The organism is Oceanicoccus sagamiensis (assembly GCF_002117105.1).
In the GTDB taxonomy this organism is placed as follows: domain Bacteria; phylum Pseudomonadota; class Gammaproteobacteria; order Pseudomonadales; family Dasaniaceae; genus Oceanicoccus; species Oceanicoccus sagamiensis.
In genome coordinates this window covers 183831-198688 of record NZ_CP019343.1, presented here as the reverse complement: position 1 = coordinate 198688, position 14858 = coordinate 183831, and the positions used below count along the sequence as shown (strand labels likewise).

At 47.4% G+C, this 14858-nt stretch carries 16 protein-coding genes and 1 pseudogene; 9 read left to right on the top strand and 8 right to left on the bottom strand.

The annotated features are described in order from the left end of the window. Window positions 1–124 precede the first annotated feature (124 nt). From BST96_RS00850 to BST96_RS00825, 6 genes and pseudogenes are all read left to right on the top strand, one after another. Window positions 125–790, top strand: coding sequence for a MotA/TolQ/ExbB proton channel family protein (locus BST96_RS00850; RefSeq protein ID WP_085756875.1), 666 nt, complete (start codon window positions 125–127; stop codon window positions 788–790). A gap of 28 nt (window positions 791–818) precedes the next feature. Further along, window positions 819–1390 (top strand): annotated as a pseudogene (locus BST96_RS00845) (ExbD/TolR family protein). Next, window positions 1387–1938 carry an ExbD/TolR family protein gene (locus tag BST96_RS00840; RefSeq protein ID WP_240554871.1) on the top strand — a complete coding sequence of 184 codons (552 nt, stop codon included), beginning with the start codon at window positions 1387–1389 and terminating at the stop codon, window positions 1936–1938. The pseudogene BST96_RS00845 and the gene BST96_RS00840 overlap by 4 nt, the downstream one beginning before the upstream one ends. A 9-nt stretch (window positions 1939–1947) precedes the next feature. After that, a complete protein-coding gene (locus BST96_RS00835; RefSeq protein ID WP_085756874.1) occupies window positions 1948–2871 on the top strand; it encodes an AgmX/PglI C-terminal domain-containing protein in 924 nt (307 codons plus the stop codon). Window positions 2872–3091: 220 nt separating this feature from the next. Further along, complete coding sequence (locus BST96_RS00830; protein ID WP_085756873.1) at window positions 3092–4963, top strand: putative bifunctional diguanylate cyclase/phosphodiesterase; 1872 nt, start codon at window positions 3092–3094, stop codon at window positions 4961–4963. Between the two features lie 105 nt (window positions 4964–5068). Then, window positions 5069–6553, top strand: coding sequence for a PQQ-dependent sugar dehydrogenase (locus BST96_RS00825; RefSeq protein ID WP_085756872.1), 1485 nt, complete (start codon window positions 5069–5071; stop codon window positions 6551–6553). A gap of 63 nt (window positions 6554–6616) precedes the next feature. On the opposite strand, the gene BST96_RS00820 is transcribed toward BST96_RS00825, so the two are convergent. Both BST96_RS00820 and BST96_RS00815 read right to left on the bottom strand, forming a co-directional pair. Beyond that, a complete protein-coding gene (locus BST96_RS00820) occupies window positions 6617–7192 on the bottom strand; it encodes a DNA-3-methyladenine glycosylase I (protein ID WP_085756871.1) in 576 nt (191 codons plus the stop codon). A gap of 21 nt (window positions 7193–7213) precedes the next feature. Further along, complete coding sequence (locus BST96_RS00815) at window positions 7214–7897, bottom strand: helix-turn-helix domain-containing protein (protein ID WP_157117806.1); 684 nt, start codon at window positions 7895–7897, stop codon at window positions 7214–7216. 457 nt (window positions 7898–8354) lie between these two features. Here BST96_RS00815 and BST96_RS00810 point away from each other — a divergent pair, with 457 nt between their 5' ends. Continuing rightward, the gene (locus BST96_RS00810; RefSeq protein WP_085756869.1) at window positions 8355–9116 is read left to right on the top strand and encodes a hypothetical protein; all 762 of its coding nucleotides are present in this window, start codon (window positions 8355–8357) and stop codon (window positions 9114–9116) included. Window positions 9117–9239: 123 nt separating this feature from the next. Continuing rightward, on the top strand, window positions 9240–9863 hold the full coding sequence (locus BST96_RS00805) for a glutathione S-transferase family protein (RefSeq protein ID WP_085756868.1): 624 nt from the start codon (window positions 9240–9242) through the stop codon (window positions 9861–9863). A gap of 186 nt (window positions 9864–10049) precedes the next feature. Here the strand turns inward: BST96_RS00805 and BST96_RS00800 are convergent, their stop codons facing one another. Both BST96_RS00800 and BST96_RS00795 read right to left on the bottom strand, forming a co-directional pair. Further along, window positions 10050–10907, bottom strand: coding sequence for an SDR family oxidoreductase (locus tag BST96_RS00800; protein WP_085756867.1), 858 nt, complete (start codon window positions 10905–10907; stop codon window positions 10050–10052). A 72-nt stretch (window positions 10908–10979) separates the two neighbouring features. Next, complete coding sequence (locus tag BST96_RS00795) at window positions 10980–12005, bottom strand: quinone oxidoreductase family protein (protein WP_085756866.1); 1026 nt, start codon at window positions 12003–12005, stop codon at window positions 10980–10982. Between the two features lie 303 nt (window positions 12006–12308). On the opposite strand from BST96_RS00795, the gene BST96_RS00790 reads away from it, so the two are divergent. Continuing rightward, the gene (locus BST96_RS00790) at window positions 12309–12527 is read left to right on the top strand and encodes a DUF6316 family protein (RefSeq protein ID WP_085756865.1); all 219 of its coding nucleotides are present in this window, start codon (window positions 12309–12311) and stop codon (window positions 12525–12527) included. Here BST96_RS00790 and BST96_RS00785 read toward each other — a convergent pair. The 4 genes from BST96_RS00785 to BST96_RS00770 form a co-directional block, all read right to left on the bottom strand. After that, window positions 12503–12835, bottom strand: a complete 333-nt coding sequence (locus BST96_RS00785) for a rhodanese-like domain-containing protein (RefSeq protein WP_085756864.1) — start codon at window positions 12833–12835, stop codon at window positions 12503–12505. The genes BST96_RS00790 and BST96_RS00785 overlap by 25 nt on opposite strands. Further along, complete coding sequence (locus tag BST96_RS00780) at window positions 12832–13554, bottom strand: cyclic nucleotide-binding domain-containing protein (RefSeq protein WP_085756863.1); 723 nt, start codon at window positions 13552–13554, stop codon at window positions 12832–12834. Before BST96_RS00780 ends, BST96_RS00785 begins: the two co-directional genes overlap by 4 nt. 158 nt (window positions 13555–13712) lie before the next feature. Next, window positions 13713–14039: a Spy/CpxP family protein refolding chaperone gene (locus BST96_RS00775; protein WP_085756862.1), complete on the bottom strand. Its 327-nt coding sequence runs from the start codon at window positions 14037–14039 to the stop codon at window positions 13713–13715. 108 nt (window positions 14040–14147) lie between these two features. Continuing rightward, window positions 14148–14843, bottom strand: a complete 696-nt coding sequence (locus BST96_RS00770; RefSeq protein ID WP_085756861.1) for a response regulator — start codon at window positions 14841–14843, stop codon at window positions 14148–14150. Window positions 14844–14858: the final 15 nt, after the last annotated feature.

The following is a 14858-nucleotide window of genomic DNA, read 5'->3' as shown; positions in this document are numbered from 1 at the left end:
TCTCTCTGGGCCAAGGTTCACAGAAATTTCTTAAAAAAAAGCTATTATTAATCATTACTATTACCTGTGCTGTGGTTAGTAGACCTCAGCCCAAATCCATTTTTGACAGAGACAAGGAATCACCATGGATTTCTACAGCCTAATCGTTCGCTTCTTTCAAGACGGTGGTACCTTTATGTACCCCATTGCCGTGGTATTGGTCTGCGGCCTGGCCATTGCTATCGAACGCTGGATCTTTCTATCCTCAGCGAAGATGTCTAACCGCAAAGCCTTTAACCAGCTAATGCCGATGTTGCAAAAGCGCGACCTCAAAGGCGTGGTAAAGGCGGCCAACCAGTCAACGGCACCCATGGGCCGTATTATTGGTGCTGGCATTGCCCGGATGGCCCAGAGCCAGCGCAGAGATGATATTGAATATGCAATGGAAGAGGGAGTGATGGAAGCCTTGCCCCGCTTGGAGAAGCGCACCCAATATTTGGCGACTCTGGCCAATATCGCTACCTTATTAGGGTTGTTGGGCACCATTATCGGTTTGATTGCGGCCTTTACCGCCGTCGCCAATGCCGACCCCGCCGAGAAGGCGAGTTTATTATCACAAAGTATTTCGGTGGCGATGAATACCACCGCTTTTGGTCTGATTTCGGCCATTCCCTTACTGCTATTTCATGCACTGCTACAAACCAAAACCACGGAGATTGTAGATAGCCTGGAAATGGCGGGAGTGAAGGTGCTGAATATGTTGTCTGATAAGACCTTTACCGCCAATACCCGTACCTCGGATGCCGTATAAGACCCCCTGACGAATTGGACGCCTTTCAATGAGACGAGTCAGACATAGCCGCCTGCAACGCAAAGACGCAGAGCTGGATATCACGGCCTTTATGAATTTGATGATTGTGCTGGTGCCGGTATTGCTACTGGGCATGGTGTTTTCACAAATTACCGTGCTGGATATTAAATTGCCCGATGGTGCTATGGGTGATGCCAGTGATGGCCCAGAGAAACAGCAGATCGAACTGTTAATCCGCGAAGAGGCTTTGTTGGTTAATTACCCCGTGGTATTTTATTAAAACGTATTCCGCGTAAGGCGGTGGCATTGGCAGAGGGCCAAGAGCCTAAGCCTGAAGGCGAACCCTTAGTCCATGATTTTGATATGCTGAGCCTGGTATTGCAGGAAGTAAAACGCCAGTTGCGTGAGCAGGGTATCGATAATCGCCGCATTACTATTTTGTCAGAGCCTGCAACCACCTATCAGTCAATAGTCTCTGCCATGGATACCGTGCGCTCCTATAAGGCGGTTGTCGCCATGTCAGTGGTTGATGCCGAGTTATTCCCGGAAGTCTCCTTTGGCGATGCCCCTGTCGCTATGGCCGCGGGAGGTGACCAGTGAAAAGTTCATTGCGGGCCAAACGTATGGCGAGAAATCACCGCCGTATGCAACAGAACTCCAAGCTAAATCTGGTCTCCTTAATGGATATATTTACCATTCTGGTTTTCTTCCTGATGGTAAATAGTGGCGATGTTGAAGTGCTGCAGTCCGATAAAAATATCAAACTGCCAGATTCCGTGGCGGAGCAAAAGCCGGATTTATCCCTGCTGATCAAAATTAGTGAAACCGATGTTATTGTGCAGGGGCGCTCCGTCGCCAGCGTTGCCGATATTCTTAATTCGGATCAAGATGCGATTGCGGGTTTAACCAAAGAACTGGAATATCTGGCGGAAAGAAAACCGTTATTAACGGATCAGGAAAAACAACAGGGCCGTTCTGTCACCATTATGGGGGACCAGAATATTCCTTATACCTTGCTAAAACGGGTGATGAGTACCTGCGCCCAAGCCGATTATCGCGATATCTCTCTGGCGGTTAATGCCCTGCCAAAAATGGATGAGCAGGCGTTTATTGAAGCCAATAGCTCAACTACTGTGGAAGAGGGCTAAGTCGTGGCAATGGTGATTGGCCCTGATTTAATCTTGCCCTGGTCTTCTACGGAACAGGAAGATAGCCGCTTCCGTAAAATCCTCTGGAGCTGTTTGGGGATCCTCTCCGTCTTTGCGATTGCTATGCCTTTATTGCCGGTGGCTGAGATTACCCGGGAACAGCAAGAAACTCTACCGCCGCAATTAGCGCGTGTCATTCTGGAGAAAAAAGAATTACCCAAGCCTGAACCGGTCAAGCCCAAGCCCAAAGAAAAGAAAAAAGCAAAGCCTAAAGAGAAAAAGCCAGAAGATGTTAAACCCAAACCAAAACCGCAGCCTGTTGATTTAGTCAAACAGGCAAAAGAGACAGCGGCGGTTTCTGGCTTATTGGCTTTTCAAGATGACTTGGCCGATATGCGTGACAGCGTTGATGTCGAGAGTTTATCGAAGCAGAACCTCAGTCGCGGCGAAGCCGAAGCGGCCAAAGTTGAGCGCTCTATCATTACCTCCAAAGCTAAATCCAGTAGTGGTGGCATTAAAACAGCGGCCCTAAGCCAGGATACGGGTGGTTCTGCCTTATCGGGCAAAGAGACAACCAAGGTTTCCAGCCCTATTGATCAGCAGGCAAAGAAAAAAGGCAAAGCGGCTGCCGCGCCAGTTTCCGGTGGTCGCAGTGACGAATCCATTCGCCGGATTATGGATAAAAACAAAGGCGCTATTTTTGCCATCTATAATCGGGCATTACGCAAAGACCCTACGCTGGAAGGGAAGTATGTGTTTGAATTGCTGATTGAGCCGGATGGCTCTGTCTCCGAAGCTAAGCTGATCTCCAGTGAGTTGGGCGATGAGGCGTTAAATAGAAAAATCCTGTCTCGCGTAAAGTTAATTCGTTTCCCTGCTGATAATGTGATTAAAACCCGAGTCAATTACTCCTTCGACTTCTTGCCTTATTAATCACTCGTCATTTTACAAATCTTTGTTTTATAAAAAATGTGAGCCAGTAACCATAATGGCCAATAAGTTATTGCGCTGTGCTGACTGGACTATACTTAGCAGATAGTCAAAACGGCCGTGTAATGGCTTACGCTGCGTCCTTCATCCCCGATGAAAATCCAAGTAAGGATAATAATAACTAATAGCGAACAGACGTTATTAAACCCTTATAGCTGTACTTATGTCCGAATCAATCACTGCCGAGCCCGTTAATAGAAAATACAATAGCGCTCGCCTTAAGCAAATTCTATTTGCCACCCAGATAGCCCTGTTGTTAATCGTGGTGCAACGTGCTGCTATTGGCAATCTGAATCATGCCGCTTATTTGCTGGTACTCATGTTTTTGCTCTCCCTCTGCGGCTATATAGCCAGAAAAGGCAGGCCAGAACTGGGCGGCACTATATTCGCGGTGATGATTAGTTGCACCTCCTTATATTTTATGTGGACCAGTGAAGGGGCCAGAGATGAAACCTTACTAGCTTTTCCCGGTATTTTTGTTTTTTCATTATTAATGGCTCACCGCATAGTGGCCCCGTTACTGCTAGGGCTATTTATTATTAATGTGCTATTAATGGGGTATTTCCATGATGCAGGCATCCATGAATTTCCCTTGTCCCGAAATAGCACGACTAACTCCATACTGATTGCCATATTAATTACCATTGCCTGCTATTGGTGTCACCGTGTTTCCCGTGAATTAAATAACGCCTTTAAGGAGCTTATAGATCAGAACCGTCGCTTGCAGATCAGCGAGGCTAATATTACCCAGCTGGCTCATCATGATTTTCTAACGGGTTTACCAAACCGCTCTATGGCTAAAGAATATTTTGAAATCGCAAAAGACAGGGCGCTGCGTAACTATACCTCTGTATCTTTGATGTTTTTGGACCTCGATGATTTTAAAACCATTAACGATACTCTGGGACATGATGTGGGGGATGAGTATATTACTTATATATCCCGTCAGTTAGAGCAGGCCTTGCGTAAATCGGATCATATTTGTCGTCTGGGTGGCGATGAATTTTTAATTATCCTTGAAGATGCCGGCAAACGTGAAGAAGCCATGCAAATGGCGGATAAAGTCACCAATGTGGTTAAAAATCCGCTGGAGATTAGTGACCACCAGGTGTCTTGTACAGCGACTATCGGTATTGCGATTGTGCCTGATGATGGGACTGACTTTGATACCATTTGCCGCAAGGCAGATGTGGCCATGTACCACGGTAAAGATACCGGAAAAAACACCTACCACTTCTTTGATGAGAGTATGGATAAAGAGGTGGCTGATAGCCTAAGCCTGATTGCTGATTTACGTTCGGCTATTGCAGAGAATCAATTGGCCGTACACTTTCAGCCGCAAATCGATTTACAAACCGGCCGCATCAGTACTGCTGAAGCGTTACTGCGTTGGTATCACCCCACCAGAGGTAGCATTCCTCCTCTGACATTTATTCCATTGGCTGAAAAAAGCGGTGAAATGGTGGCGATTGGCAAGTGGGTGATTGCTGAGTCCTGCCGCCAGTGTGTGCGCTGGAATACACTGACTGAACACCCAATGACCGTAGCGGTGAATGTCTCGCCATTGCAATTTAAGCATGCCGACTTCGCCCAGTTTATTTTATCGACGCTGGAAGATCTAAAGATGGACCCGGCTTTATTAGAGTTAGAGTTTACCGAATCCTTGTTAATGAATGACTCACCAGAAGTATCTGAGAATCTGGCAGCCCTGAGAAAGGCCAATATTCATTTATCCATCGATGATTTTGGTACCGGCTATTCTAACTTGGGTTATCTTAAAAACTTTGATATCGAAGTATTAAAGATCGACCGCTCGTTTATTTCAAAACTCTCTGAGTCGCCACAGGATAAAGCAATTGTGACCGCCATAGTGCAGATGGCCGCCAGCCTGGGTATTGAGACGGTAGCAGAAGGCATTGAAGATGATGCAACGGCCAAGTTGGTGCGTGAGCTTAATTGCCAAAAAGGGCAGGGTTACCTCTGGTCCAGACCTATTAACGATGAAGAGTTTATTAACTTTCTAAAGCAGGCCTGAATTGCGCTAGCGTCGGAAGGTGGCCAGTCTTTATGATTGAGGGCTGTTAATTTCCATCCCGTTGTATAACAATAATGCCACTTCATTCTTTAACGACACTATTTTATGAAAACGTTCCTTAAACGCTTGGTGATCACAGTGGCGGTATTGCTATTGGCTGCAATAGCAGCGCCCTTCTTATTTATACAGTTTGGCTCTGAGAGCTCAGCGACCAGCGCCAAAATGTTACTCAATGCCATTATGGGTTATGGCATTGAAAGCCCCTCAGCAGAACTGGTAGAACAGCGGTATAAGGTGCCTGAAGGCTTTAGCGTCTATCGCTATGCCTCAGGGCTGGGCAAGATTCGTTTTATGCATATGACCGAGCAGGGTGACTTAATTGTCTCCCGGCCTCGCAGCGGTGATGTACTGTTATTGGAACGCGATGCCAATGGTGACGGGTTGCCCGATGGTCAGCGTGTGTTGCTGGAGGGGCTGGTTAAACCCCACGGTTTGGATATGGCTGATGGTTGGTTATATGTCGCTGAATCTACCGCATTGGGTAAGGTGCGTTTTGACCAGCAAAGCGGCCAGCTGGAAGGTGACTACCAGCGTATTGTTGAAGGCTTGATGGACAGTGGTAACCACTGGACTAAAACCGTTGGTGTGGGCCCTGATGGTTGGTTGTATTTAACCTCAGGCTCTACCTGTAATGTCTGTGAAGAAGAAGACCCACAGCGCGCTACCATGATGCGGGTTAAGCCCGATGGCAGCGAACTGAGTATCTATGCGACCGGTTTGCGTAATAGCGTTGGCTTTGACTGGGCTCCCTGGGATCAAAGCCTTTATGCCACAGATAATGGTCGCGACCTGCTGGGGGATGACTTCCCTCCCTGTGAGCTGAATAAAATAGAGCAGGGCGGTTTTTATGGCTGGCCTTATATCAATGGCTTTGGCGACTTGGACCCTGATCTGGGAGCGGGTAAAGATAAGCTATTGGCCACGGCTATCTCTCCAGTCCATGGCTTTCGGGCTCACAATGCGCCTTTGGGTATACAATTTCTACGTCATAGCACCGTTCCCGGTTTTGAAAAATCTGCGTTGGTGGCACTCCATGGTTCCTGGAACCGCAGTGAAAGAGATGGCTATAAGGTGGTATCTCTGCACTGGCAGGATGATGGCAGTATTACGGAAAAAGATTTCTTAACCGGCTTTAAGGGCGAGGCCGATGTGATTGGTCGCCCCGCGGATGTGGTCGAAGCCGTTGATGGCAGTGTTTATATTTCTGATGATTATTCCGGTACCATTTTCCGGGTTGCCTACGGTGAAGCCGCTCAGCCGGTACCTACCCATGAGATGGCAGCACCGGCGGCGGTAAAGGTTGACCCCCAGCAAGTTCTGGCGACTTATAGTGATGAGCAGCGGCAGGCATTGCAGCAGCAGGGTGAAGGGCTGTACCGTCAGTACCGCTGTGGTAGTTGCCATGACCCTGAGCAAGCCACCGCTATGAGGCCGGTTCGGCCATTAAAAGACCTGGCTGAGCGCTATACGCCTGCTGAGTTAGCGGTTTTTTTCCAGGCCCAACACCCCCCATGCCGGTATTTCCTTTAAACGAGCAGCAGCGTGAAGCGCTGTCGGTGTATTTATATCCACGCTAGGGCCGTTGTATTAGCCTTATTTTTTCTTTAGCGGCTTATGGCGATAACAGCCGGTAATATGGTCATTGACCATGCCGGTTGCCTGCATATGCGCATAGATTATCGTTGAGCCGACAAAACTAAAGCCCCGTTTTTTTAAGTCCTTGCTGATCTTGTCCGACTCGGCGGTAGTTGCAGGGACTTGAGACATGTTTTTCCAATTATTCTGGATCGGCTGACCATCAATAAAGCCCCAGATATAGTCCGAAAAGCTGCCAAACTCTTTTTGTACTTTTATAAAAGCCTGGGCATTCTTTCGCGTTGAAAAGACTTTTAAGCGATTGCGCACAATCTCTGGGTTGAGCAATAATTTTTCCAGCTTTTTATCACTAAAGCGAGCTACCTTCTCAACCTCAAAGTTAGCAAAGGCTTTGCGATAGCCCTCACGCTTTTTCAAAATAGTAATCCAGGATAGACCCGCCTGTGCGCCTTCCAGCGTTAAAAACTCAAACAGGGTTTGATCATCATAAACAGGTACGCCCCATTCGTGGTCATGATAGTGCTGGTAGATGGGGTCATCGCCGCACCAGTTACAGCGTTGGATCGTTGTCATAGTCCTCTCCCTTTGATGCTGTTAACGAGTAAAAATACTATCAGAAATCAGATGCATTGATTCTGTTGCTTTTAATATTTTTGATGGGGGTAGGCCAAAGACTTTAGCAAACTCTCGGGTAAAATGCGCTGCATCTGAGAAGCCAGCCGCTGCCGCAGCCTCGAGAATTAACTCGCCTTTAGCAATCCTAAAACCAGCATGATAAAGCTTCTGCCACAGTAAATACTGTTTTAGAGGCAGCCCCATTTCCCGGCTAAATAAGTGTGACAATCTGCTAGGTGATAAATTCACCTGTTCAGCAAAACATTTAATAGGCCGCAGGCTGCCATCCGGACCATTAATGCTATCGATAACGGTTTGGATACGAGGCTCAATGGCCTTTGCTGCAGAGGTTTCGCCAGTGAAGTGGGCTATTAAGGTGGTGATAAGTTGCTCTGCGTCACTGGCGCTGTGTTTAGTATTGATAAACATCGCTAGCGATTGCTTTAAACACTGGGTGGAGGTTGTAGCCGTATGGTAAATATCTGTGTTATGTAAATAACACTGATCAATCATTTTGGCGGGTTCAGATTCGGGGTTGATCAGTAGTAGCGCATGCCAGGCACCATAACAATTGATATGATGCGGATAATTGGGCTTGATAATACTAGCCTCTGCCAGAGTTTCCTCGTGACGGTGCTTGATCATAAAAGGTTTTTGTTCCATCGCAAACACTATTTTTAATGCGCTGTGACAGTAGTAGGCACTTTCCAGAGTGCCACTGGTTAGTAGGATGCAGCCTTTGCACAGATAGATGTAGGAAGCTTTCCTATTATGCTTAATCAATGAATTCACGAGTCACCTCATCCATGTGGTTTGGGGGATGGCTTGAAAGGGTAATATATAAGCGATCATCCTGAAGCTTATTGAATTTTTAATGGCGGCTATAGTAAAACACACCCCTTAAATTTCAAGCTATCATAAAATGTTTTATAGTTTGGTGTAATTACTTATAAACTTAACAAAGGCAGCTTAGTAATTTGGTTAGGCCGTTTACAAAACTATTACCAGAGGTTATGTTAAGTAAAAAGCCTATGTAATTGGTCTCTTAAAACCTGACATATTATGGTGTTCCCGCTTTACAGGCCAATTAACTGGATTTGATGACCACGGAGATCTCACAATGAAGTTTGTACCAGTAAAAGTAATCACAGTATTTGTTTCAGTCTTGCTCGCCAGCAGTTTATTAAGTGCTGATACTCTGACCCTAAATGATGGACAGGTTATTGAGGGTAAATTTGTGGCCCGCGATGACCAAAATGTCACCTTTGAAATTGCCGGTCAGCAACTCAAGTTCGCAACCGCTAATGTGAAGTCTATTGCTATGGATATGGCCGCCCCCGCAGCGGCTGCTCCAGCGCCGGCGCCTGCGGAGCCTGTAGCGGCCGCCCCAGCCAAACCTGAAAAGGTCACTGTTCCGGAAGGGACTCGCGTGATGGCACGTATGGCCGAAGCTCTGGACTCCAAGAAGCATAAAGCCGGCCATAAATTTACCGCTCGCCTTGAGGCCGATATGGTTGTCGATGGTGTGGTTGTAGCACCGCGCGGCGCCACCTTATATGGTGTGTTGACGGATAGTAAATCCTCTGGCCGTGCCGCAGGTAGCTCATCCATGCAGATGACCTTTACCGATATTATGGTGAATAACCAGCTACACCCTATAGCCACGACCGATCTGAAGGCAAAAACAGACAATACCGCCAAGAAGACCGGTGGTACGGTAGCCAAAGGTGCCCTGTTAGGTGGTTTAATGGGCGGTAGTGATGATGCCAAGCGTGGTGCTGCTATTGGTCTGGGCTTGTCGGTACTGACTAGTGGTAACCAGATTAATATCCCCCGCGGTACTTTAATTGAGTTTCAGTTAAGAACTCCGCTAACGATTTAATACGTGTATTCAATCAAGCTTTAGGTAAAATGGCGCTTCACAGGCGCCATTTTTTTCGTCTGTCGTTATCTGAATGTAGCCATCCAATATAGCTACCAAACAGCTCACGATTAAGGAGCAAGCATGAAACTCTATACCTTTGAAATAGCCCCCAATCCCAGGCGTCTGAAATTATTTATGCAATATAAGGGTATTGCTATTGAAACCGAGACCATCAATATCGGTGAGAAAGAACAGTTTGCCGAATCTTATAAAGCTATAAACCCCAGCTGTACTGTACCGACATTGGTACTGGATGATGGCAGCACCTTAATTGATGTGATTAGTGCCTGTCTCTATCTGGAGAGTGTTTATCCCGACAAACCTTTGCTGGGTTCAAGCCCTTTAGAGCAGGCGCAAATTGTTGGCTGGGATCATAAGATTTTTGTGGAAGGTTTAACGGCGGTGGCAGAGATGTTGCGTAACCGCGGCGAGTTTTTCCAGGGCCGAGGTCTACCCGGCGGAGCAGAGGTTGAACAGATTCCTGCGTTGATAGAGCGCGGCCAAAAACGTTTGCAGGCTTTCTTTCAGGTATTGGAAGCCAATCTGGCTGAGCGTGATTACTTAGTGGGCGATGGGATTAGTCTGGCGGATATTGATGCTTTTGTGCTCTGTGATTTTGCGGGCTGGGTAAAAGAATCTATTCCTGAAGATTGCACTCAGTTACAAAGCTGGTATCAGCGGGTAGGGAAGGAGTTAGGGGAGTAAAGGTGGATTGCAATCCACCCTACATAGTTGCGAACACAACACCGTAGGGTGGATTATAATCCACCACCCCAAACGGTTAGTTATTGGTGGATTGCAATCCACCCTACATAGTTGCGAACACAACACCGTAGGGTGGATTATAATCCACCACCCCAAGCGGTTGTTAATGGTGGCTTACAATCCACCCTACAATGCTTTGGCGATCCACTCTTCGCTTAAATCCCAAAATTTGGCAGCAGCTTCGGCATCTTCCGCAATAGGTTGCGGTGCTTTTTCCGCACAGTCCTGCACATAGCAACCATTGTATTGCAGCGCCTCATCTTCACTGGCCGCCCAAATACTGGTGAGTGCACCTTCTTCAGGTTTTAGCATCCATAAATTACCTACCCAGAAGAAAAACTTCTGCATACCACTCACATCACCGTCTTTACCAAAGCCAGTACTGACAAATTTGGGGTTAACGGCAAAGGACGTAATGTGATCGTCTTTATAGCGCCGTGCCAGTTCTTTACTGAAATAAATGGTGCCCAGCTTGGCTTCACAATAGGCCATGCCGCCAAACTTTTTAGTGCGTTGCAGGTCATCCCATGTCATCCCTTTACGGGCGCCAAAGTGGCCAGCGGAGCTCAGGTTTACAATGCGTGATGGGGCAGAGGCTTTTAAGCGCTGTTCCAGCAGGCGGGTTAATAAAAACGGCCCAATATGATTAACCTGCAAGACATACTCGTAACCATCTTCGGTTTCCTGTCGCTCAGAAAGACTAAGACCGGCATTGTTGATCAGTACATGTAGCTGCGGGTATTTTTCAATAAAGGCCGCTGCACATTGCTTAATCGAGGCAAAAGAAGCCAGGTCCAGTTGCAGCATATCAACGTCTACGCCGCTGTCTTGCTTGATCCGGGCAACGGCTTGCTGGCCCTTGCTGATGTCTCTGGAGGTAATGACCACGGTAGCGCCCTGTTTCGCCAGCTCGGCTGCGGTCGCTAAGCCAATGCCGCTATTCGCGCCAGTGATTAAAACGGTTTTTCCCTGCATATTGGACATAGTGACCTCTTTCTAATTATTAGTCAGTGGAGGAGTGCTTGGCCGAGCGGTGCCGGCCAAGCGAAGGGTAGATTAAGGCTTTAACACCAGCTTACCAATATGGTTAGAAGTGGCCAGTGTATCCAACGCTGCCGCTGCTTCTTTTAGCGGGAAGGTTTGTGACACAATCGGGCGAACCTGTTCGCTGTACTTCATACCTTGCTCAATCAATGTGTCTAACAGGCCGGGCTTGGCGTAACAGCGGAAAATGGTAAAGCCTTTTAAGGATAAGTCTTTAATCATGACTGTAGGTAGTGAAATGGTGGGGGCAGGGCCGGTCATCATTTCATAGCTAACAATATTGGCACCGTTGGCAGCAACAGCAATCAGGCCTGAGTAGAAGGCCTCGCCCACAGGGTCAAGGGCTACATCAATACCTTTGTCGCCGGTGGCGTTAACGCCCGCTATCAGGGCGTCGCTATCACCGCAAACCACAACATGGTCAGCAATGGCTTTTAGCTCATCAGCTTTATCCTGGCTACGAGTAGTGGCGATAGTTTCTGCGCCCCAGGCTTTAGCCAGTTTCAGGGCGATAATACCCATGCTGCTGGAAGCGGCTGTAATCAGTACCCGCTTGCCCGCTGAGTTTTCAGGGTTAAGGCCGGCCAGTTCCAAACAGCCACCCATGGTCAGGATACCCATCCAGTAAGCTGCGCCTTCTTCATCACTAAAGCCATCAGGGATTGGCGCCAGTGCTGCCTGATCGTATAGACCGGCTGTTCTATAGGTACCCATACCGCACATATCAACACGGCCAGGTAAAATGGCAACACGGGAACCGACTTCCAGCTTGGTACCGGCAATAGGCTGTGGGCCGTCGCTGGCGGGGGCGCCAAGAGCAACAATCTCACCAACAGCTTCCTGGCCTACACAGCTAGGGAATTCGCGGGCGGGAACATATTTGCCCATAGTGTAGTTAAGTTCTGAACGGTTCATACCCACGGCAGTGATTTTAACAATCGCCTGACCTGCACCGGGTTCGGGGAGTTCGTGTTCATTCCAGCTCAGTACATCACTGGGGTTGCCATATTCGGGGAACTGTAAGCGTTCTGCCTTCATCGTCGTTGACCTGTAGTTAATATGTGGTTAAGAGGGTGGATGTTCCAGTTATTTGGGCCAAATTGTACTGATAGCGGGGGCTGCAAGCCACTATCTTAAACAAACTTTAAATAGCGGCTGCTTAGTCCCTCGGGGCTGATAAAGCAATCGGATATCGAGATTATTTGGTAGCCGGGACGTGCTATTGATATGCCAAAACAATATACCGGATAGTTGCTTAAGGCGGGTACACTAACACTCGTACTGAGCGGTTTAACGGCCATCAGGCTGTTGCCCAGATTGAGTTCTATACCGGAGGTGACTATGGAGTATCGTCAAGGCGAGAAGTCAGCACAGCATTACCGAGCGGAGCGTTATTTTTGTATTAGTGGCGAGTGGTTTTTTTCCACCCGTGAAGATTTACAAGTCGGCCCGTTTCAAAATAAAGACGAAGCAGAAATGGAGCTGATGTTGTATCTGCGCCATGTCAACGAGGGCGGTATTTATATGAGCCAGTATCAGGAGGGCACATCACTCAGGTGATAGGCCTTAAAACCGGCCTGGCGCATAATATACGTTGCCAGCTCGGCGCGACGGTCATTGGCGGGGGTGACAACATACATCAGTGATTGCTTAAAATCGGTCATTTTCTGGCGTAAAAAACTGATGGGAATATTGTCACTACCATGGATATGACCCTGCTGGTATTCCACCGGATGGCGCACATCAATAATTCGTATCTCTTCCTGCTCGGACTCAAACTGTTCGCTGATGGTACTGACCACATGTTGTTTAATTAACTGGTTAAACAACTCAATATTCAACCTGCCCAATACCCCGTCTGTTGTCATGCTAACTGTGGCATTGCGGGTGGTTTCCGCCACCAGGGCCTCATCACCAAAGTAATGGCCGGGGTTGAGCGCAAAGCGTTCCCCTTAAACGGGCCGTCTTTTGCCGTCTCGACAATGGCGCGGCCTTGTTTAATCACATAAAAATAATCGCCAAAGGTATTGGCTTTGACAATCGGCTCGCCCTTGGCAACACTGATATCGTCGAGTTGCGACATAATTTGATGAATAACGCTGTTGGATAAGTTTGACGCCAGATTCGAGCGAATAAATACATTGTCCCAGTCTTCCTGATAATTATCGTCGATCATATCGTCATCGGCGATGGAGACATCCCCTTCATCCAGATAGAAAATAGTGTAGTCCTGTCCCCAGGTTAGCAGCTGGTCAACCGGTTCGGTATTGGCGACTAATACCAGACAATCATCACTGGCTTTAACATTGCAACTGGCTGATAAGCGGTTTTCAAGCGGTGCATTGTTATCACTCTGGTCGGCGCTATAGAGATAGCGTTTATCAAAAGACTCACGAATTTCTACGCTGCCTGTCACTAAAAAATGCATCAGTTTCGGGCTGCCAGACTTACGGATAATCAGTTCGTCTTTAGCAAAAGATTGCAGCTGCAGATGGTGGGCCAGTTGGCTGTGATATTTCCTGTCGATCTGGTTGATGGGGCTAAACGGTTTGATAAAGGTAAGGGGATCTTGATCGGCAGTAGTCATTAACACTATCTCGGTCTGTCCAGGGTGGAGATTATCTTAGACAACTATTCACCGTAATACTGATAGCTACCCCACAGAGATTTTTCAACTGCTTCACAGTTTTGACACCAGCCAGGGGAGGCTGGTGCCAGATAAAGGGCATAGGAAGTAAGATGGGTTTAGTGTTTATCTTTCTTCTTGTCCTTCTTTTTGTCCTTTCTTTTCTCTTGCATGCGGGTCAGTTTATCCATTTGCTCGCCAGTCAGCACTTTTGAGAGCTCCTGGTTAGTTTTGTCACGCAGCGCCTGCATTTGCTCCCGGATTGCTTTGCGCTCGGCTTTGTTACTGTCCATGATTGCCCTTACTTGCTGCTCTTGTTGCTCGTTAAGGTCCAGCTTTTTGATCATTTTTTCCATCCGGTGATCACCCGATTTGTCGCTATGGCTGCCCGCTACTGCAGACAGGCTAAACAGGGCAATCAGGATGGCGCTAATTAACAACTTCATAATGTTCTCCAAATAGTCGATGATAAAAACAGGTAAAACTTATTGACGCCTAAAGCATAAGCCTGAAATGTGTAAGCATTGTGGAGGCTTTAAGTAATAAAAAGCCGTTTATGGCACGGTATCGATATCAAATTTATAACCGGCGCCATAGATGGAATGAATAAATTCGGTATCAGGGAAAAAACTATGCAGCTTTTTCCTGATTTTTTTGATATGGCTATCGATGGTGCGGTCGCTGACAATACGGTGGTCGCTATACATGGCATCCATTAGCTGGTTGCGTGAAAAAATTCTGCCGGGGTCGCTACTGAGTAAGTTTAATAGTTGGTACTCTACCGTGGTGAGTTCAATCTGCTGTTGCTGGAAAACAACCTGTTGGCGGGCCTCGTCCAGGCTAAAGTTATCCGGAGAATTAGCCACCGTGGGGCTTTTTCCAAGCAGGCTTCTTCTCAGTACTGCTTTGGTTCTGGCGACGACTTCCCGGGGGCTAAAGGGCTTGCAAATATAATCATCGGCACCCAATTCCAAACCGAGTAAACGATCGATTTCATCCACCTTGGCGGTGACCATAATAATTGGTAGGTCAGAAAATGTCCGGATCTCTTTGCACAGCGTGATTCCGTCTTTGCCAGGTAGCATAATATCCAACAGTATAATATCCGGTGGCTGGTTTTTGACTCGGCTAATGACTTTGTCACCATGATCAATACAATGGCAGTCATAGCCAGACTGAGTAAAATAGTCCTCCAGCAACGAGGCTATTTTTAATTCGTCCTCAACAATTAATATACTCGCTTCGCTCATCGTTGTTACCTGTGG